The sequence below is a fragment of the Prevotella sp. oral taxon 317 str. F0108 genome (genome assembly GCF_000162415.1).
GTDB lineage: Bacteria > Bacteroidota > Bacteroidia > Bacteroidales > Bacteroidaceae > Prevotella > Prevotella conceptionensis.
Genome location: NZ_GG740077.1, coordinates 122019 through 143244, shown reverse-complemented (window position 1 = coordinate 143244; position 21226 = coordinate 122019). Strand labels below are relative to the sequence as shown.

Annotated in this window: 15 protein-coding genes and 1 riboswitch; of the genes, 7 read left to right on the top strand and 8 right to left on the bottom strand. The window is 48.3% G+C overall.

Annotation, left to right across the window (positions count from 1 at the left end; translation table 11 throughout):
• Positions 1–5 precede the first annotated feature (5 nt).
• The 6 genes from HMPREF0670_RS14005 to HMPREF0670_RS13980 all read left to right on the top strand — a co-directional run bounded on the left by HMPREF0670_RS14005 (position 6) and on the right by HMPREF0670_RS13980 (position 8320).
• Positions 6–626 carry a hypothetical protein gene (locus tag HMPREF0670_RS14005; protein ID WP_009231804.1) on the top strand — a complete coding sequence of 207 codons (621 nt, stop codon included), beginning with the start codon at positions 6–8 and terminating at the stop codon, positions 624–626.
• Between the two features lie 40 nt (positions 627–666).
• On the top strand, positions 667–1836 hold the full coding sequence (locus HMPREF0670_RS14000) for a DUF4856 domain-containing protein (protein ID WP_009231803.1): 1170 nt from the start codon (positions 667–669) through the stop codon (positions 1834–1836).
• A gap of 37 nt (positions 1837–1873) precedes the next feature.
• Positions 1874–3025, top strand: a complete 1152-nt coding sequence (locus HMPREF0670_RS13995) for a fibronectin type III domain-containing protein (protein ID WP_009231802.1) — start codon at positions 1874–1876, stop codon at positions 3023–3025.
• 3 nt (positions 3026–3028) lie between these two features.
• A complete protein-coding gene (locus HMPREF0670_RS13990) occupies positions 3029–3958 on the top strand; it encodes a hypothetical protein (protein ID WP_009231801.1) in 930 nt (309 codons plus the stop codon).
• Positions 3959–4008: 50 nt separating this feature from the next.
• Positions 4009–5532, top strand: coding sequence for a leucine-rich repeat domain-containing protein (locus tag HMPREF0670_RS13985; protein ID WP_009231800.1), 1524 nt, complete (start codon positions 4009–4011; stop codon positions 5530–5532).
• A 295-nt stretch (positions 5533–5827) separates the two neighbouring features.
• Positions 5828–8320 carry a YfhO family protein gene (locus HMPREF0670_RS13980; RefSeq protein WP_009231799.1) on the top strand — a complete coding sequence of 831 codons (2493 nt, stop codon included), beginning with the start codon at positions 5828–5830 and terminating at the stop codon, positions 8318–8320.
• Between the two features lie 215 nt (positions 8321–8535).
• Here HMPREF0670_RS13980 and pnuC read toward each other — a convergent pair whose 3' ends face one another.
• Positions 8536–9129: a nicotinamide riboside transporter PnuC gene (pnuC, locus tag HMPREF0670_RS13975; RefSeq protein ID WP_044078371.1), complete on the bottom strand. Its 594-nt coding sequence runs from the start codon at positions 9127–9129 to the stop codon at positions 8536–8538.
• 606 nt (positions 9130–9735) lie between these two features.
• Complete coding sequence (locus HMPREF0670_RS13970) at positions 9736–12018, bottom strand: TonB-dependent receptor (RefSeq protein WP_044078370.1); 2283 nt, start codon at positions 12016–12018, stop codon at positions 9736–9738.
• A gap of 33 nt (positions 12019–12051) precedes the next feature.
• Positions 12052–12146: riboswitch (TPP riboswitch) on the bottom strand.
• A gap of 265 nt (positions 12147–12411) precedes the next feature.
• Between HMPREF0670_RS13970 and typA the strand changes: the two genes are divergently transcribed.
• Entirely contained in the window at positions 12412–14214 is a 1803-nt protein-coding gene (gene typA, locus HMPREF0670_RS13965) for a translational GTPase TypA (RefSeq protein ID WP_009231796.1), read from the top strand.
• A 188-nt stretch (positions 14215–14402) separates the two neighbouring features.
• Here the strand turns inward: typA and HMPREF0670_RS13960 are convergent, their stop codons facing one another.
• The 6 genes from HMPREF0670_RS13960 to HMPREF0670_RS13935 all read right to left on the bottom strand — a co-directional run bounded on the left by HMPREF0670_RS13960 (position 14403) and on the right by HMPREF0670_RS13935 (position 20969).
• Positions 14403–15383: an alpha/beta hydrolase gene (locus tag HMPREF0670_RS13960; RefSeq protein ID WP_009231795.1), complete on the bottom strand. Its 981-nt coding sequence runs from the start codon at positions 15381–15383 to the stop codon at positions 14403–14405.
• Between the two features lie 34 nt (positions 15384–15417).
• Complete coding sequence (locus tag HMPREF0670_RS13955) at positions 15418–16254, bottom strand: type II CAAX prenyl endopeptidase Rce1 family protein (RefSeq protein ID WP_044078385.1); 837 nt, start codon at positions 16252–16254, stop codon at positions 15418–15420.
• Positions 16255–16413: 159 nt separating this feature from the next.
• A complete protein-coding gene (locus HMPREF0670_RS13950; RefSeq protein WP_009231793.1) occupies positions 16414–16938 on the bottom strand; it encodes a TetR/AcrR family transcriptional regulator in 525 nt (174 codons plus the stop codon).
• A gap of 1254 nt (positions 16939–18192) precedes the next feature.
• Positions 18193–18447: a hypothetical protein gene (locus tag HMPREF0670_RS13945; RefSeq protein ID WP_009231792.1), complete on the bottom strand. Its 255-nt coding sequence runs from the start codon at positions 18445–18447 to the stop codon at positions 18193–18195.
• Between the two features lie 119 nt (positions 18448–18566).
• A complete protein-coding gene (locus tag HMPREF0670_RS13940) occupies positions 18567–18944 on the bottom strand; it encodes a BACON domain-containing protein (protein WP_009231791.1) in 378 nt (125 codons plus the stop codon).
• Between the two features lie 168 nt (positions 18945–19112).
• Positions 19113–20969, bottom strand: coding sequence for a glycoside hydrolase family 13 protein (locus HMPREF0670_RS13935; RefSeq protein ID WP_044078369.1), 1857 nt, complete (start codon positions 20967–20969; stop codon positions 19113–19115).
• Positions 20970–21226: the final 257 nt, after the last annotated feature.

Sequence of the window (21226 nt, the reverse complement as noted above, 5' to 3'; positions counted from 1 at the left end):
AACACATGAACGCAATGAAATATATGCTCTTAGCACTGGTCGCAATGCTTGTAAGCTGCTCGCGTAGCACTGCCGATTATGCCGAAGAAGACTACGACACGCTCTTTCCTTTCACAGGTGTAGAGAAACCCAAGGTCTCTTACGAAGACCAAGTAGTGCAATTGGGGAACCCCGATGCACCCGTTTCCGACTTCGTTTACCCTGGAGTGGAGATAACCAAAAACGTGCGAACCTACGATGTTACGCTTACTTGCTCGTTTCGCGAGGTAGACATCTTGGGCAATAACGTGCCCGAGGCCGAACTTGCATCGCGCTATGTGGTGCGTTATGTGGCTGCAAACCGCTCGCTCACCACCATTGCCACCAACAAAACAAACGAAGATGCAACGTCTTTTCTTTCTAATGGTCAGCAACACGAACTGCATTTCAAGGCCAAATCAGGTTTCCCGATGTACCTTTTGGTAAACGGTGTAGGTCCTCGTGGGTCGTCAATAAAGGCCACCATCTCGGCTATTTCCGAAGACGGACTTACCATTGTGAAACCACTTAAAGTGAACGAACACCAAAACGAAGAAGGAATTGGCAAGATAAAAGGCCCATTTTGCGCCTACATCATCTTGCCCTAACCTTCCCCATACACATTATATATATATATAACGACACCCGATGAACCACAAGATATTCTTGGCGCTTTTGTTGGCGCCACTCGTCTTTTCGTCCTGCAATCGCTGGGAAGGAGAAACCGTTGAATCGGCCTATGTGATGCCTCCCTACCCAGATCCGCAGTACAAATTTGCAAGGAATGGCATCAGCAGTGTAGACTACTTGGAATGCACTTTGCTGCGTTCCCCACTCGATTATATTTACGACAGCTACCTTAAAGAGGCCAGAATTGAGAACCGCACACTGCTGGAAACGATGAAGGGCTATTACAATAATGGCGAATTTGGGTTGAAACCGCGCCGCGAACTGTCGGCATCGCCAACCCACAAAGCCGATAGCGCACTCGTAAAGAAAGACGTGGAAGACATCTTCAACCAAGCTGCTACACTCAGCGGAATGGGTAAAGAGGGGTCTGGAACTGCCCGTAACCAAAAGGCAAAGCCAGGAAAAGGCGGATATGTAGGCCGCAATATCGGCGATGTTAACCTCGCTTTTGCCAACGAAAAGGGGCTAGTGGTGGCCGAACTCTTCCAAGGCATTGTCTATGGCGGCATCTATCTCGACAAGATTCTCAACACCCACCTCAACGATAGTGTGCTGAATAGTGAGGCCCTACGCAAAAACCACGAAGACAACGTGCTCGTTGCAGGCCACAACTACACCGAGTTAGAACATCATTGGGACCTAGCTTACGGTTATTACCAATTCTGGTTGCCTTACGTTCAGGCCGCAAACGCGCCCGCCTTACGCCAATCGCGCATCACGCTTTACAACGCTTTTGCAGCAGGAAGGGCAGCAATTACCCAATATCGCTATGCCGACATGTTGCGCCAACAGGCCATTATTCGTGCCGAGCTATCAAAAGTGGCTGCCATAAGAGCCATTAATCTGCTAACGGGCGAAACCACTATGGCCAACATTGATGAGGATGCAGCCAACGCCCTTACCTTCTTGTCCGAGGCATGTGGTGCAGTTTATGGCCTGCAATTCACCGTACAGGCATCGGGCAAGCCCCATTTCACCTACAACGAGGTAAAAACGCTCATCGACCAACTAACCGCCGGCAACGGACTTTGGGACAAACAACGGCTCCTTGCCGACACATCCACCACAGGTTCGCTGCGAAACGTGGCCTGGCAGGTGGCACAGAGGTATGGCATAAGCCTGCAATGAAACAACATATACGCGCCAACACATCAATAAGAATAATATGAAACAACTGCATATCCTTGCCCTCGCGCTTGCCTTTGCACAGGCTGGCACGGCCCAAACACACGAAGAGTTGGTTATCGACGGGGGATTTGAAGTCTATGTTAAGCCTCAAAACGGCAACGAAGGCAGCGGCGAAGGGGGTACTGCACCCTCGTTCGACCCCTATCTCAAACCCCAGTATTGGTATTTCAACTCATCGCTGTCGCGCGAACGTACGAAAACGGCACACAGCGGCAACTATGCCATACGCGTTTTCCCCAATGGCGGGTCGTTCATCGCACGCGATAAAGACTTCAACACACATTATATAAAGGTGCAACCGGGTGCCGAATACGAACTGTCGTACTGGTATCAAGGCACGGTTACCAAGCCCAACATCTTGGTTTACATCGACTGGTATAAGGGCGAACAGCTCATTAAGAAAGAAGAACGGAAGGCACAAAAAGACATGGCCAACGGCTTTACAGGCACATGGAAAAAGAAAACGCTCACTTTTAAGGCACCTGCTGGGGTTGAATCGGCTGCATTGGGTTTCTACATACTGTCTGTATACGAAGACGCCGACGCAGGAAGACACATCCTTATCGACGACATCTCGATGGTAAAAACCAAGGAAGGCGTTGTGCCCAACAAGCCCGAACCGCCAGCTAACCTGCATGCCACACCGCAACAGCGAGAGATTGAACTATCGTGGAACGCTGTGGCCGAAACGGACGTAACCTACGAGATAACCATCAACGGCAAAGCAGCGGCAACCACGAAAGCAACTAAACATGTGGTTACGGGGCTCGAACCAGGCAAGAGCTATGCTTTCAGCGTGAAAACCATCAAAGGCTCGGTTGCCTCGGATGCTTCTGCAACAGTGTCGCAAACCACTATGCCCTTAAACTTCGGCGTAAACGACGAAGACCGAATACCTTATCTATATATGGTTCGCGAGCAAGGAACGGCCCCACGCACGCTTCCGCTCTACTATCACGACTTGGCCAACCCCGATGCCAAAATGCTTTATTGGGTAGATGGCCAACCCGTTACACCCACATCTGGCGCTATTACTTTCGGTTCAAAGGGCGAACACACCCTACGCATAGAGATTGAAGAAACGCCGACACGCAAATGGGAAATAGAATACAAACTAAACGTAGACTAAACGATGACAACACCAATATACAAAACGGCAAGCCGCCTATGCCTTCTGCTGGTTTTCGCGGCTATGGCATTGACCAGTTGCGACAATGCCACAGACACAGAACTTTCGGATATTGCCTTCGGCACCAACAACACCGACTCGGTGGCACTCAACAAGCAGTCCACACGCATTGTGTTGCTACATGGCGGAACGGGAAAATACCAAGCCAACATCGCCGACTCGAAGGTAGCTAGCATCTCCATATCGAAAGATACGCTGCGCATCAATGGCTTGCTGGAAGGCGAAACCTACGCCACCATCCTTTCGGGCGACTTTAAGCGCAAACTAAAAATCAGTGTTGTGGTTCCACCTATCAGCATCAGCGACTCCGAAATACGCCTTTATCCGCGCGACGAGAGCAAATTCGTTAGCCTTGCAGGCGGTGGCGACCTCGCTCGCCTTACCATAGACGACCCCGACAGCATACTCAACACCAAATGGAACGCCAAGACTGGCATCCTTGAGATTGCCGCGAGCTATGAAGGCGAGGCCAACATAAAGGCCATTGGCGAAGACGGCCAGTTTAAAACGCTTAAAGTAACCGTTCGTTGCAGCGGGTCGGCACAAAAGGTGGGCGTATACGGCACCACTTCGCGAAGTATTTATCAACAGATGAACACCGTAATGGCCGTTCGCCGACCGGGTATTGGCGTTTGGCTGATGAATGGCGCACGCCCCGCAGCTGCCAGACGGGTACTTAAAATAAAACCCGCCATCGTTGCGCCAAAGCTTGGTCAAAAGGTGGAAGTAAGCCTTGGCATGAACTATCCAGAAGAGTTCAGCGGCACACTTTTGCGCGAAGGCAAACACAAGCTAACGGTTGAAGAGGTGCGAGAACAAAACGTGGTGTTGCGCGGCAGAGGCTTTAAACTGGTTCTGCCCTACGAACGTTAAACCCCAAACAAACGAGAAACAAATAACCATTTAAATATATAGAACAATACATGTTACAGATTTTTACAAGCAAAAAGCAGCTTGCAGTCATGGCTTTCGCCATGCTCTGCACCACGGCCAACGCCCAACAAAAGAGCGTTACGCTAACCGAGGCAGGTACGTTGAGCAAACAAATCACTGGCGACGAGAAGTTAACCATCACCGACTTGACCATCTCTGGCCCCATCAACACCGCCGACATTCTCTTTATCCGCCAGATGGCTGGTGCGGACAATGGCGACAACAAGCCTATCGACCCAGGCAAGCTGCAACGCCTTAACCTGCGCGCCGCAAGTTTCAAAAAGAGTTCTGGTGCGTACTTCTTCAAGAAGAAAGACCTGTCGAATGTGGGATATGGCATATCCGAAGACAACCTCGTAGACCAATACATGTTCTCTGGTTGCGACAAACTGGTTGAGGTGAAACTGCCAGCCACCACGCAAAAGATAAACAACAATGCCTTCAACGGCTGCTCGAAACTTACCACTTGCGCCATTCCCGTAGCCGTAACCCACATCGGCGACTATGCCTTTGCCAAATGTAAGGCACTAAAAGAAGTGAACATACCCGCCGCAGTAAGCTACATGGGCACCGCTGCCTTTTCAGAGTGCACGAGCATTGAGACCGTAAACTTCAACGAAGACTGCCAGCTAAAAGAGATACGTGCAAACGCTTTCAATGGTTGCAGCGCGCTGAAAAACGTAAAATTGTCGTCGGGAGTAGAAGAATTAGGCAGTAAGGCCTTCGCCAATTGCGCCTCGCTCAACACCTTTACCTTGCCGGCATCATTCATTGAGAAAGCGGCCGACACCTTTAAAGATACACCCATCAAGAACTACGAAGTGGAAGAAGGCATCGATGGTTTTTCTTCTGTTGGCGGCGTGCTGTACAACGAAGACCAGTCTGAGCTGCTACTCTACCCCATCGCACGTGAAGATAAGTCGTTTATCGTACCCCAATCGGTGGGCGGCATAGCCGAACAAGCATTCGCAGGGGCTAAAAATCTTACCCACATTACGCTTTCTGAGAGTATCACCAACATCCAATCGAAGACTTTTGCAGGGTCGGGACTTACCGAGATTGTCATTCCTGCCGAGGTAACCTCCATCGGTTCCGAGGCCTTTATGGGCTGCAACGCCCTAACTAGCGTTACGTTTAAGGGCGGTCCTAGCGGCATTGGCGAAAAGGCTTTCTTTGGCACACGCCTCTCAACTGTTACTTTCAACGTGATGAACGCTGCGCCCGAACTAGGCAAACAAGCTTTCTACTTGGCCCGCACACAAACCACCTTCTTTGTGCCAGCCGACAAAGTGGAAACCTTTAAGAATGCCCTTCTCGCAGCAAATGCCGTGTCGCCTTCTCGTTTTGAGGTGAAAGCCCTCAACACTTCGTCTATCGAAGGGCTGCAACAAGAAGACACCGCAGCCGAAGTGTCGCGTTACAACGCCGCTGGCCAGCGCATTTCCGCTCCCGTTCGTGGTCTGAACATCGTGAAGATGGCCAACGGAAAGACCGTTAAAACTATTGTTAGATAAGGCTAAAACATCGCCATTAAAACATACAACACCCATTGGTTGTGCCCTTACCCCAATCCGGTAAGCGGCACAACCATTTGTTTTTACGGGGCATCGCATTCACTTCCCTACCCGCTTTCACACCATTTCACCGCCCACAAGCAGCATCATCAATACTAATGGTCCTCTGCAAGTACGGCTTTTACTCTCCCCTTACCCCACACATTTGCCCTTCTCTGTCAAAATTAACAGCATAAAGGGTGCGAAATACACATATTATATATATCTTTGCAGGACAGATTTTATTTATACCATAATGGAAATACTAAAAAAATACCTGTTCGATGTGGTGGCCGTTGTGGCCTTTGCACTATTGGCCTACGCCTATTTTGTTCCTGCCACCATAGACGGACGCATACTTTATCAGCACGACAGCGCAGCAGGACGAGGCGCAGGACAAGAGGTGTTGAAGTATAAAGAGAAGACAGGAGAGACTTCCAGGTGGACCAACGCCACGTTCAGCGGCATGCCCACCTACCAAACCTCGCCCTCGTATCCCAGCACAAGCGTGCTTTCTACTGCAACTAAGGCCTACCACTTGTGGATGCCCGACTACGTGTGGTATGTTTTTGCCTACCTTTTGGGCTTTTACATATTGCTACGCGCATTCGATTTCAGGCAGTCGTTGGCCGCACTTGGCGCGGTGATATGGGCATTTTCAAGCTACTTTTTCATTATCATCGCCGCCGGACACATCTGGAAGGTGATGGCCCTTGCCTATCTGCCGCCCATGATTGCGGGTATTGTATGGGCTTATAGGGGAAAGTACGTGCGTGGACTGATTGTTACGGCCGTATTTACAGCCTTCGAGATATACGCCAACCACGTGCAAATGACGTATTACTACCTCTTCGTTATCTTCTTTATGGTTATTGCCTACCTTGTGCAAGCCATTAAGGAGAAACAGCTGGCACGTTTCTTTAAGGCCACCGCAGCATGTGCCATCGGCGCAACACTTGCCGTTTGCCTTAACCTAACTTCGCTTTACCACACGTGGCAATACGGACAAGAGTCGATGCGAGGTAAAAGCGAATTGGTGAAGAAGAACAACGCCAACCAATCGAACAGCGGGTTGGAGCGCGACTATATTACGCAATGGAGCTACGGCATTGGCGAAACATGGACGCTATTGGTGCCAAACACCAAGGGCGGAGCATCCGTTCCCATGTCGGCCAACCCCATTGTGCAAGAGAAAGGCAACCCCGAACTGGGCTATCTCTATCAGCAAATTGGCCAATATTGGGGCGAACAGCCCGGCACATCGGGTCCAGTGTACGTGGGAGCGTTTGTGCTGATGCTCTTCATACTGGGGCTTTTCATCGTGAAAGGTCCGATGAAGTGGGCTTTGGTGGCAGCCACGGTGCTGTCGATTGCCCTCTCGTGGGGTAAGAACATGATGTGGCTAACCGACCTTTTCATCGATTACATGCCGCTATATGCCAAGTTCCGCACGGTGGCCTCCATCCTCGTCATCGCCGAGTTTACCATTCCGCTGCTTGCGATAATGGCTTTAAAGAAGATAATAGACGAGCCCGAACTGCTCACGCACAAGATAAAATACGTGTATGCAAGCTTTGGACTAACGGCAGGCATGGCCTTGCTGTTCGCCCTTATGCCCAGCGTATTCTTCGGTTCGTTCGTTTCTAGCGACGAGTTGCAAGCCCTTTCGCAGTTTCCACAACAGCAACTCAACCCCATTCTTGCCGACCTAACACAGGTTAGGCAAGCCATATTCAGGGCCGATTGCTGGCGTTCGTTCTGGATTATCGTCATCGGAACCACCTTCTTGCTGCTCTATAAGGCCAAGAAATTGAAGTCTGAGTATCTTGTTGGGGCACTAACGCTGCTGTGTCTTATCGACATGTGGCAGGTAAACAAACGCTACCTGCACGACGACATGTTTGTGGAGGCCTCTGTTCGCGACCAACCACAGCCAATGGACAATACAGACCGACTGATATTGCAAGACAAGAGCTTGGATTATAGGGTGCTGAACTTGGCCTCGAACACCTTTAACGAAAACGAGACTTCGTACTATCATAAGAGTATTGGCGGGTATCACGCCGCCAAACTGCGCCGCTACCAAGAGTTGATAGAGGCTTACATCGCCCCCGAAATGCAGGGATTGATGAAGTCTGTTGCCGAAGCCGGCGGCGACATGACACGCGTAAAGGGCGACTCGATTTATCCCGTTATCAACATGCTTAACGCCAAATACTTTATCCTGCCGTTGCAAAACAACCAGAAAGTGCCACTTCTAAACCCCTATGCCTATGGCAATGCGTGGCTGGTGGACAAGGTGAAGTATGTGGATAACGCCAATGCCGAACTAGATGCGCTGGCAAAACTGAACCTTCGACACGAGGCTGTGGCCGACAAACGCTTTGAAAGCGTGCTGGGAACGAGCGTTCAACAAGGCACAATAGCTAAGGCCGAGCTGAAGAAGTATGCGCCAAACCAACTGCATTACAGTGTAGAGAGCGACAAAGGTGGCGTGTTGGTGTTCTCGGAAGTGTATTATCCGGGCTGGACAGCCACGGTAGATGGGCAGCCCACAGAGTTGGGACGCGTGAACTATCTGCTGCGTGCGCTCGCCGTAAAGCCTGGTAAACACGAGGTGGTGCTGAGTTTCTACCCCAAGAGCATCGACCGAACCGAAACCATCGCCTACATCTCTTATGCAGCATTGCTGTTGCTTATTGCCGCAACGCTGTACTTAGATTGGCGAAGAAAGAAGAAAGAGGCTTAACCCCCAACACAAAAACCGCCCCGAAATGCAACGCACGTTCGGGCGGTTTTTTGCGTTGGAACAATGGCAAGTTGGCGAGTTTGTTGGCTAATCAGCACTACACTTTTTGCCACATGAGATAAGCTTTGCGTGCCACTTTCCTGCCTTGTAACCTATAAGTCAGCCATTAAGAACTTCGCCATCCATTGGCCCAACCACTTAACTTCATCACGCATCTAACTTCTAACCTCTGCCTCTCTCCTCCATTTTCTATACCCAGCCACGGCAATAACCACGTACAGGCCATACAACAGGGCTTTAAAGGGAATACCTTTATATATATATAGGCCGGTGCAAACCACGTCTACGGCAATCCAAAACAGCCATTGCTCAACGTATTTTCGCGCCAAAGTCCAAAGGCCAACAAAGCTTAGGGCGTTGGTAAAGGCATCTAGCGCGGGCACATTGCTGTCGGTAAAGGTTATCAACACATAATAGGTGGCACCCCATGCCACGACAAAGAACACCCCAGTATGCACAAACAGCCTACGCGGCATGTGCGTAATGGGCATCGATTGGCCTGCCGCCTGTCCGCGTTTGCGCCCAAACTTCCATACGGCGTAACCATAAATGGCGGCCAACGTGTAGTAAACGGCCATACCCGCATCGCCATATAGTCCGTGTTGCCAATAAAGCCACACATCTAGGGCGGGCATTACGATACCCACAACCCATAAGGCGATGCTCGCACGATATTCTAACCAAATGTAAAGTAGACCTAATATGGTGGTGAAAATGTCGAGCCAATGAAGGGAAAGGAAAGAAAGCATACGCGAAAAATTATAAAACGGCCTCACCCCCAGCCCCTCTTTGAGAGGCAACCTGGGGGAGAAAGCCTCACCCCCAGCCCCTCTCCAAGGGGAGAGGGGAGTGATTTGCCTTGTTGTTATTATATTAGCACACACCCACTTTGTTATAATATCGAAGATGAATGCCTTGTTAATAAGTCCCTCAACCCCAACTTCCCATAAAGAGGAGCTGGGGTTTAAGGGCCTTTTTTAATAATTTGCACACTCGAAGTTGTTAAGGCCAGTTGTCCATTAAAGCGGTAAAGCATAGCTTAACATTAAGGCAACGATGAGTTTATAAGGATGTTCACCACGCTGCAACTAAGCCTTTGCTTAACTCCATAACTTCTAAAAGTGAAAGAGTGAAAGAGTGAAAGAGTGAAAGAGTGAAAAGGTGAAAGAGTGAAAAGGTGAAAGGGTGAAAAGGTGAAAGGGTGAAAAGGTGAAAAGGTGAAAAAGTGAAAAGGTGAAAAGGTGAAAAGGTGAAAGAATGGCTAACGCCACCTATACATTTGGCTTAACTCCTTAACTCCATAACTCCTTTAACTCCTCAACTTAACTCCTTAACTCCTCAAAGCAACTCCTCCACTAAAAATTCACCGCCAACCTAGCCATAAAATGGAAGGGAGCAGAGGGTGCAAAGCCTGCTGCTCCGCTGTCGCGCGTGCCCCAAGTGTTTTCTGCAACGAGCGTAGAGCCATCCAAACGATATTGGGGAGCAGCCCAACCGTTGTTGTCGTACTTAGAAGAGAACACGTTATAGAGCGTTATGCCAATGGTGGCATCCTTCAAAGCCAAGGCTTTAAGCGAGAATGTGTACGACAAGTCGATGTCGGTGGTGAAGTATTGTTTCAGCGAAATCAAGTCATTCACCGTGTTTTTGCCGGCGTCTTTGGTCTGCATCGTCTTAAAGCCCGTGTTGGTTAGGTTCTGTTCGCCCACAAAATGGCTCATCACCATACCGCGGAAACCAGCCTTATCGAACGTAAACACGTTGTTGAACACCGTGTTAGGCGAGAAAGCCAACTGACTTTCGCCGGCGATGGTGTACACCGTTCCATCAGTAAGCTTTACGGTTACGTCCTTCACCCTGTTCTTAGAGAATGTGGCGTTGGCATCCCAACGGAACCAATCAACAGGCATCCACGCTGCCGAAAGCTCAACACCCATGCGATAACTCTTGTCGAAATTGCGCGTAATGGGCTTGTCGAGCTTCATTTCGCCCGTAGGAACGAGTTGGTCTTTGTAGTTCATGTGGTAGAGATTAAGCCCAGCCGTGAAGTTCTTCGCGGTAAATTCGTAACCCACTTCGAGGTCGTTCAGGCGTTCGGCACGTGGTTTTTCCAACTGCGCATCCATGTTATGCTCGTAGTTACTGCGCACAGGTTCGCGGTGGGCGATGGCATAACTGGCATACAAACGATGCAGGGGCGACAGCTCGTAGTTAAGTCCGAACTTGGGATTAAAGAAGTTGAACGTTTCGTTTAGGTCGTAACTGAAACTGCGCTTTGCGCTTGTGGCATCTGCCGGACCAACCATGCGTATCCTTACGTAGCGATATTGCAGGTCGGCAAAGGCGCTCAGACCCTTCACAAACTCGTAAGTGGCTTTCAGATAAGCGTTATAGTCGGTCTTTTTCGTATTGTTGTTGTAATACTCGTGGTTGGGCATAAAGTCGTCTACGGGCTTTTTCACCCACGTAACGCGGCCAAAGTGGTCGTTGCTATACCTGTTCCAGCCCTCGCCAAGCGTAGCCGAGAAGTTGCGTTTGTTGTCGTAATTCAATGCGGCAACCGCTCCATAGAAATAGTTGTCAAGCCATTTCTCGCGCACAAGCGAACTCTTTGCCTTCGTTCCACCGGCATCAAGGCCATACTGCGCCAGCTCGTGGTTCTTTTTATACTGCTCGTAATAGCCGCCGCCCTTGGTGTAATGCAAGGCAAGGTTAAGGTTCCAGTACTCTCCCATCAACTGGTTCCACAACAATTGGTAATGCTGTTGGTGGTAGTTGTCGTTCTGATTTTTGTAGAATTGGGCGTTTCCGGCGGCATCTTTCTCCATCTTTCCACTTGGATTGTAAGTACGTCCGTATTGCTCTTGGTCGTATTTCGAGGCAAAATCCCATGCGTGATAAGTCTGTTCCACTCCGTTAAAGGTGATGAATTTCACCACGGTGGTCTCGCCGAAATAGCCAGCTTGCAGGAAATAAGAGTTTAGTTTAGACGATGCGCGGTCTACATAGCCCTTAGAACCGAGGTTAGACAGTCGGCCTTGGATGCCCCAATGTCCGCCCATCAGTCCTGTACTAAAGCGCACAGTCTGCTTATGCGAGTAGTAAGAGCCGCCCGAAAGGTCGAATGCGGCCCAGGGTTGCAGTCCGATGTTCTCGGTTTGCATGTTCACCGTTGCGCCAAATGCGCCCGCGCCATTGGTAGAAGTACCCACTCCGCGTTGCACCTGAATGCTTCCAAGGCTCGATGCAAGGTCGCCCATGTTTACCCAATAGAGCAGACTGCTTTCGGCATCGTTCATCGGGATGCCGTTGGTGGTAACGTTGATACGACTGGCATCGGTGCCGCGAATGCGCATCGCGGTATATCCCATGCCGTTGCCGGCATCGCTGGTGGTAACAACCGAGGGCATGGTTGCGAGCAAGAAGGGGATGTCGCGCCCCGTGTTAAGGCGTTTAATCTGTTCTTGCGACATGTTGGTAAAGGCCATTGGTGTTTTCTTTGTGGCGCGCGTAGCCACCACTTGCACGTCTTGCAGCTGATAACTGCGAAGGGTATCAAGCGTTTCTTGTTTGGGATTGGCCGAATAAGCCGTGGCAACACTAATCAGTGCCGCAAGCGATGTCATTGTTTTTTTCATCTTTTCCTTTTGAATGAAGACACACAAAAGGGGTGTTTATCCTTCTTTTTTTCCTACGCCAGCATTGTCTGGATCAGGTCAGAGGGTCTCATCTCAGCCCGAAATATCGGGCACCCCTTAACTCACACTTTGTAAGTCGGGTGCAAAAGTAATGCTTTTTAAGCGAAAAATGGTTGAAAATAGAGAAAAAAGAAATTACTACACGCATTAAAGGTGCATGCAGATTGGAGGAAGGGCGACTAAAACATTAGGTGCATTGTTCATCAAATTCAAATGCCATAAGCATCTTTCTCATTGCCTAAACGTACCAAAACGGCAGATTTAACGCATCTGCAAGGGCATTTGCCAATAATTATCAGTAACTTTGCAGTCGATTTCAATTAAGTAAAGACAATGCAAGACATTAGAAATATAGCCATCATCGCCCACGTGGACCATGGAAAAACCACGCTGGTAGACAAGATGATGCTTGCTGGAAAGCTCTTTCGCGAAGGGCAGGATAACAGCGGACAAGTGCTGGATGCTAACGATTTGGAACGCGAAAGGGGCATAACCATCCTGTCGAAAAACGTATCGATTACGTGGAAAGGCGTAAAAATTAACATCATTGACACTCCGGGACACTCCGATTTCGGTGGCGAAGTGGAGCGTGTTCTCAACATGGCCGACGGCTGCATCTTGCTCGTCGATGCCTTTGAAGGCCCTATGCCGCAGACACGTTTCGTGTTGCAGAAGGCCTTGCAGCTGGGATTGAAACCCATCGTGGTGGTAAACAAGGTGGACAAGCCTAACTGCCGACCCGAAGAGGTGTACGAAATGGTGTTCGACTTGATGTTCTCGCTCAACGCAACCGAAGACCAACTAGACTTCCCCGTGGTGTATGGCTCGGCCAAAAACGGCTGGATGTCGTCCGATTGGAAGGCTCCCAGCGACAATATCGACTATCTGCTCGACGAGATTGTTGAGAAAATACCTGCCCCAAGACAAATTGAGGGCACGCCGCAGATGCTCATCACCTCGCTAGATTATAGCAGCTACACGGGTCGTATTGCCGTGGGGCGCGTGCATCGCGGCACATTCACCGATGGAATGAACGTTACCGTGGTGCATCGCAATGGCGAAAAGGAACGCACACGTATCAAGGAGCTACACACTTTCGTGGGAATGGGACACGTTAAGACCGACCACGTGGACAGCGGAGACATCTGTGCCGTTATCGGACTCGAAAGATTCGAGATTGGCGACACCATCTGCGACTTTGAAATGCCCGAACCACTGCCGCCAATTGCCATCGACGAACCCACGATGAGCATGCTCTTCACCATCAACGACAGCCCGTTCTTCGGCAAGGAAGGCAAGTTTGTTACCTCGCGCCACATCAACGACCGACTAGAAAAGGAGTTGGAGAAGAACCTCGCCTTGCGCGTACGCCCCTTTGAAGACTATACCGACCGCTGGATTGTTAGCGGCCGCGGCGTGCTTCACCTCTCGGTGCTCATCGAAACCATGCGTCGCGAGGGCTACGAGCTGCAAGTGGGTCAGCCACAGGTTATATATAAAGAGATAGACGGCCAGCGTTGCGAACCCATTGAAGAACTAACCATCAATGTTCCCGAAGAGTTCGCCAGCAAAATGATTGACATGGTGACACGCAGAAAGGGCGAAATGACTTCGATGGAAACGCAAGGCGAACGTGTGAACATCGAGTTCGATGTGCCTTCGCGTGGTATCATCGGCCTTCGCACCAACGTTCTCACCGCCAGTCAGGGCGAAGCCATCATGGCTCACCGCTTTAAAGAGTACCAACCCTTTAAGGGTGAGATTACAAGGCGCACCAACGGTTCGATGATTGCCATGGAAACGGGTACCGCTTTCGCCTACTCTATCGACAAATTGCAAGACCGCGGCAAGTTCTTTATCGACCCAGGAGAAGAAGTGTACTACGGACAGATTGTTGGCGAGCATGTTCACGACAACGATTTGGTTATCAATGTAACCAAATCTAAGCAGCTTACCAACGTGCGCGCCAGCGGTAGCGACGACAAGGCACGCGTTATCCCCAAGGTTATCATGTCGTTGGAAGAGGCCTTAGAATACATCAAGGGCGACGAGTTTGTGGAGGTTACGCCCAAAAGCATGCGTCTTCGTAAGATGACGCTCGACCATAACGAACGTAAACGCCTGAATAAGGAATAACGCTTGGCGCAAATTGGCCAAACGATAAACAATTGTAGGGATGCTCAGCAGCGTGCATCCCTACATTTATTTTAGGCCATATCGTTGCATATAGGCTTAGATACAGTTGCGTTTATGCAGAAAATTCAAAGTTTACAAATCACCATTGTCTGGGGTATAGTGCCTTAATCTGTCCCTAACATGGGGCATTAAAGATTCGTATTAAAAAACATTTCAAGCTTATCAAACGGCACAACTCCGCCCTGATTGTCGTAAAAGTCAATGTGCCTAGCACCAGGAACGACGAACAACTCCTTCTTATCGGTTCCTATGGCTTGGTAAGCATCTTCGCTCATATAGCGCGAATGGGCGTTTTCTCCTGCAACGATAAGGGTTGGCACATTAATTTCATTAGCATAAGCAAGTATCGGGAAATTGAGAAACGAAAGCAGCGTGGTGGCCGTCCAAACCTTATTAGAGATCGAACGCTCGTGGAAACCGCGCGGTGTTTTATAAAACTCAATATAATCGTTCAAGAATTGAGGCAGCTTATCCGACGGAGTGTCTGGCATCGAATAGCCCGGAGCCGGAGTTCCCTTTTCTGCATCCGTCCAACGAATGGCATTAAGCGAGCGTTTCATTTCCAAACGCATTTCGGGCGTGTTGCTATCAAAGTAGCCTTTGCCGAAAACACGCGACATATCATACATTACCATCGTCGCCACAGCCTTTATACGGGTGTCGACGGCCGTAGCGTTAAGTGCGAAACCGCCCCAACCGCAGATGCCGATAATGCCAATCCGCTCTCTATCCACAAAGGGCAGCAACCCCAAGCAATCCACCGCAGCCGAGAAATCCTCGGTATTGATGTCGGGCGATGCCACATTACGAGGCTCTCCACCGCTTTCGCCCGTATAAGATGGGTCAAAAGCCAAGGTTACAAAGCCCCTTTCGGCCATCGTCTGAGCGTAAAATCCCGATGCTTGCTCTTTTACAGCCCCAAAAGCACCACACACGGCAAGGGCGGCAAGCTTATTGTTTTCGCTGTTTTTCGGGAAATACAAATCGCCAACAAGGGTGATACCATAACGATTTCTGAACGAAACCTTTTTATTTTCTACCTTATCGCTTTGCGAAAATATCTTATCCCAACCATCATTGCACTTAGGCATTTCCATGTTTGTATTCATACTGCTAATATTTTAGTTCTACATTTATTCATTTTCAACTGCAACGCGCGCTACTTTTCCTTATTCGCCTTAGCCATAAGCCTATTACCAGATAGAGCAGTAGCGGAATAAGTCCAAAGCTGGGTGAAACCAACAGAGCTTTATCAGGCGACATCACGGCAAAGCCATCGGATATAAGCGGATTGAGTGAGTCCTCCATCGCGTGCATCAAGACAACGAGCAACAACGAGCGCGAAAGGAAAAATATCTCGGTGTACATGATCGTCCAAACGCCAATAACGGCAAAGCTAGTTACCACAAACAGCACGTTGCCGAAAGGGAAGAAGCTTGCTAAATAAGCATCGTCCAATAGTATTAGGTAATATGGCAGATGCCATACCTGCCACACAAGTGCCACCACCAAATAAACGAGCCATTCGTTTTGGGTTAGTTGTTCCACCTTTACCGTGAGATAGCCCCGCCAAACCGACTCTTCAAAGATGTTTTTAAGACACTGGGGCAAGAAAGCTGCAATAAAGACAGGAAAATATGCAGCAATACTAAACTTGCTTACATCCACCCAACCAAACAGCTTGCCTACAAACAACGTTATGCCAATGACCACAGGATAGACAACAATGGCAAACAAATACCAACGAGCGTTCCGCCTGAAGTTAGGTTTCAACGGTAGGTCTTTCCAGCCATCGCCACCAAAAAGGCGAAGTAAAACCATACACAAGATGGGGGAAGAGATAAAAATCAACGCCCCAAGTGATTCTAAATTGGAGGGCTGACCAAGCAGCTTATCTACCCCAACGCCCACCCAACCGCAAACAACAGCCACAAAGCTGAACAATATAACGTTCCGAAGGGTTCTTTTATTGGCTTTCATGTTCTTGAAATTGCTTATCATACAAATTATCCATACGCTTTCTCTCTTCTACAAATACCCCCTAACATCCCATCAATTACTTTTCTACAACAACCCTTCTTTGGGTTAAGTGCCTTCGATAGGCATTCAATGATGTGTTATCCCCCTATCGCAGTGGGGTTATTTTAAAATCTCTATTATCTTTTCTTCGTCGTAAACAAACATGCCAACCGCAACCAACGAGGCAATACCATGCGCCAACATCCACGCCTTTGCGATGCCATTTTTCACCTCTTGCTCGGATAAATGTCGGCATTCATCACTACTTTTCATTACTTCCACCACCCGTTCGCTCTCAGGAAATATATCCGTAAGCTTCACCTTTATGATGTTATCCATATAAAACGCCTTAAACAGAGCAGGCTCGGCGTATGCAATTCGCACATAACCCAAGCCTAAATCCAAGAAAGCATCGCCCGTCTTAACGTAACCGAGCATTAGGTTTTGCAGATAAGGAAGTGCCTTTCTACATACCTCGGCTTTGATTTCGTCCATATTCTTGTAGCACCAATAGATAGGCTGAGTGGAACAACCTATCTGTTTAGCAATGTTTCGGGCTGAAAGCACTTCAAAACCCTCTTTTCTCACCAACTCGAAAGCGGCTTCTATAATCACTTCCTGGGCTATTATCGTTGATCTCGGCATAAGTTTTATAATACAACTATCGTAATATAACGCATGTTATGCTTTGCAAAAGTAATGCTTTTATTTGAATAAACAAAACCTTGGATCAAAAATACATGTAGAAAAATTATTATAGATGAAAAGATTACTAGGCGTAACATAAAGGTTATACTTACACCAAATGGCGTACAACTAGCCACTAAACGCACTGCCACATAGGCATCAACGCTAATAAAAGATACGGGCTAGCACGACCGCTAACACCCAATGGCCTTGCTGCTTATCATGCGTAACAGCATTACAGACGACAAGCAACAAGATTAAGCGAGAGCACCCATCACCACAGAAAGGCGTTTAAGACTTCACTAAACATTGAAGTAGTATTGACCTTTAATGTTTCTACAAATTGAGAGGAGTGCAGCACAAGTCAACTCACTGGCTTATAAACTCACTAAGACCCAACAACTCCCGAAGAGATCAACTCACAAACTCACTAACTTGCAAACTCATCAGCTCACTAACTTATAAACTCATCAACTCACTAACTCAAAAACTCACCTACTCACTAACTCAAAAACTCACCAATTCAAAAACTCCAAAACTCACCAACTCATAAACTCCAAAACTTAAATCGCTATCTTTTATTTTACAAAACCCCTCTAATTTTCGCTCCGTTCTAGCGAAAATATTAGTTAAAAAGCTGCTAAAAAGCAAGTTTTTCTACCCTTTCACGCCTTAGCATTTGTCTATTTTTAAGCCTAGAACCTGCATTTTGCACCATTTTGCCTTTCTAGTTTGGTTACCAACTCATAATTTTTCAACTCCAAAAAACCACTTTTAGCCCCCAAAACCCTACTTTTTAATGGCTATTTTGCCCTTTCTGGACATGTGTTTCAGGGTTCTAAAAGGTTTTGTTTATACAATTACTATGTATATTTATGCTTTTCGTCTCACATTTAGCGGCAAATCGCACTGCATTTAGCAGCATTTTACCTTGCGTTTAGCACCAAAACGCACGCCATTTAGCACCAAAACACACTCCGTTTAGCACCAAAACGCATTGCATTTTGCACCAAAACGCACGCCATTTAGCGGCAAATAGCCCCGAAACAGGTGCAAGCGGCGGCCTTTTTAAATAAAAATTCATTTTGCCGCATGCACACGTTAACCCTATTTTGCATCAAAACAAACCCTCGCGAGAATCGTTTTTTTGCGGCAAGGTGGGCGATTGGTGAGCAAAAAGGGCACTCATAATGTTAAAATTCTTGTTGAAAACTAGACAAAAAGCAATTGTGCCGTATATGTACGCATGGCAACGGCACGGAAAACACAATCGCTTGCCGCAGCCAGGGCAAGCGATTGTAGGGCATGCTGCTCACGGACAACGAAGACAGCATGATGCAAACGCAGAAGTAAGCGGCCATCAACAAGCGGTTTTCTGCTTGTGAAGACCGCATTGAATAACTTCTGCCCGATCATGTTTTGAGCCATAGCCACGTTTTGCCACAGACAAATGGGGCAGAATTTCATATTTCATCGTGTCTTTGTGCGGCACTTCGTACATGAGCGGAGAGTTTATTTTGGCTTACAGCACAAAGACATAAACTCCGCTCAATTTGTAGAAAGATTAAAAGTCAAGACAACTTCACTCACTTACTTTGAGTTACTTTGATGGTTGCATCATCATTATAAATCGAGCCATAAACATAGAGTGTGCGTTTTTTCCCCGTTGTGTTCGGCTCTGCTATTATTTTTATTTCATGCCCAACAAGTCTTTTGAACTTCACTGTTAACCAATAACACTTTGTAATGATAGTGTCGTTCTCATCCTTGGTAAGTTCAGCTTTGCCATTTCCATTGTAATCGTTAATGCTAATACTTGACACTATTATCCTACCAGAACAAATTTTAGTGCCTCCCTCTTTCCCAAAATCAATTTTCGAAGGATAACCATAGTTGTCTGAACGCCCACAAGCCACCAGCAAAAACAGCAACAAAAGTGCTGCAAGCCCATGTTTCTTTTCCATGATTCAGGTGTTATTTAAGTTATTTGTAAGTGATTATACGCATGCGGTGGTTGAAGTGAGTACCCCTTCTCCACCTTACTAAGGATTATCATCATCGTTCTTGCCGCTATTCAGCTTCAATATTCAGTCGGCATCATAGCCACATTACAAGGGCGTTTACAGCAGAAATCACTCGCTCCACTCCAACACCAGCGTTTCGCGAGGACTGAGTTGCAGGTCTTCTAACAAGCTGATGGTTCGGCCAGTAAGCACGTCGCGTACCTCGTCTACTTCGCCAATCACCTCCGCATAGCGGGCTACGGGCATGGTGGCAGGCTTTGATGTGCCGTTCATAATGGTGAGAACATGACGTTTGTCGAGGGTTCGCGCCAACACGTAAACGCCATTGAAGGGGATGAAATGGGTTTGTTTGCCCTTAGAAATAACCTCGTTGCCCTTGCGCCAATGCAGCAAACGGCTCAACCAAGAGAACATAGCGTTTTGTTCTTTGGTTCTTCCTTCGGCCGTAAAAGCATTTTGTTTGTCGCCTGGAAAGCCGCCGGGGAAATCCTTACGCACATCTCCATCGGTCTTTTCTTTCGTTCCATTCATCAATATCTCCGTGCCATAGTACAACTGCGGAATACGATTCATGGTGAGCAAAAGGGCCAAAGCCTGTTTAAGGGCTAAGGTATCGGTGCCGTTGCCGAGGAAACGGTCAGTGTCGTGGTTCTCTATAAAGGCCATAACCGACGAGGGATTGGGGTACAGATAATCGTAACAAAGGTCGTTGTACACCCTATTCAGCCCATTCCACCAGCCATCGGTCTCTTCGTTCTTGGCTTTGTTAATGCGGTCGAAGAAAGCAAAATCCATCACCGATTTAAGGTTACTGTTAACGTTAGACAGTTTCGAGTCTTTTTGCCAAGCAGCAGTATAGGCGGGTTCCGTAACCCATGTCTCGCCCACGGTGTTGAAGTTGGGGTATTCTTGGTTGATGCGTGCCATCCATTTGGCCATTGCCTCGCGGTCGGCGTAGGGATAAGTGTCCATCCTGATGCCGTCTATGCCCACCGTTTCAATCCACCAGATGCTGTTTTGGATGAGGTAACGCAGCACGTGGGGGTTGCGTTGGTTAAGGTCGGGCATAGAAGGAACGAACCATCCATCAACGGTTTCGTCCATATCCACTTCCGAGGCGTAGGGGTCGAGTACGGGCGTTAGCTTATAACTTGTTTGCAAATAGTTGTTTTTATAATCAGGACGATTGAACCAATTGTGCGAAGGCACGTCCTTAATCCACGGATGCGTGATGCCGCAATGGTTGAAAATCATGTCCATAACCACCTTCAAGCCCTTGGCATGTGCCTCGTCTATGAGCTTGCGATAATCGGCATTGGTGCCAAAACGCGGGTCAACGCGGTAATAGTCGGTTGTGGCATAGCCATGATAAGTGCTTTGCGCCTTTTCGTCGGGCGTGTTGTTCTCCAACACAGGCGTAAACCAGAGAGCTGTAACGCCCAATTGGTTGAAGTAATCCAAGTGCTGGCGAATGCCTTCTAGGTCGCCTCCATGCCTCAAACTGGGTTGCGAGCGGTCTACACGATAGGCATTAAGCCCAGGAAGTGGGTGTTGTTTGGTTCCACTTGCCGCAAAGCGGTCGGGCATAAACATGTAAAGAACGTCGGCATTGGTAAATCCCATGCGTTCTTCACCTTTCTTATCGCGCGCTTTAAGTTCGTAGGTTACCGTTGTTTTTTGCTTTCCTTGGGCAAACACCAAGGGCACTTTGCCCGCCTTGGCCTTGCCGATGTTGAGGTAAACCAATAGATAGTTGGGGCTATCCATACGTTCGATGCTGGTTATTTCAACGCCAGGGTAAGTTGTAGACACATTGGCGTTGCGTATGCCTTCGCCGTAGACCATCAGTTGCAACGATGGGTCTTTCATATCCACAAACCAGTTGGTGGGGTCTATTCTCTTCACCTTTACGGCGGCCGATGCCGTTAACGAGAATAGCGTAAGGGCCAAAAGTATTTTCTTCATGTTGTTGTTTTTAAAGCCTCACCCCCAACCCCCTCTCCAAGGGGAGAGGGGCGTAGATAGCTTTGCGGCTTACGCTAGCTAAAAAACTAGGGATTTTAGAGGACATCTGTGAAAAATAGGGCCATTTGAGGATACCAAAAAGCGAACAGCCATACGTAGCTTTGAGGGCATTAGCCATCTTTCCACCCTTTCACCTTTTTATCTTTTCACCTTCTCTCCCTTTAGATAATATTCTTCACTGCCACACGAAACAGATC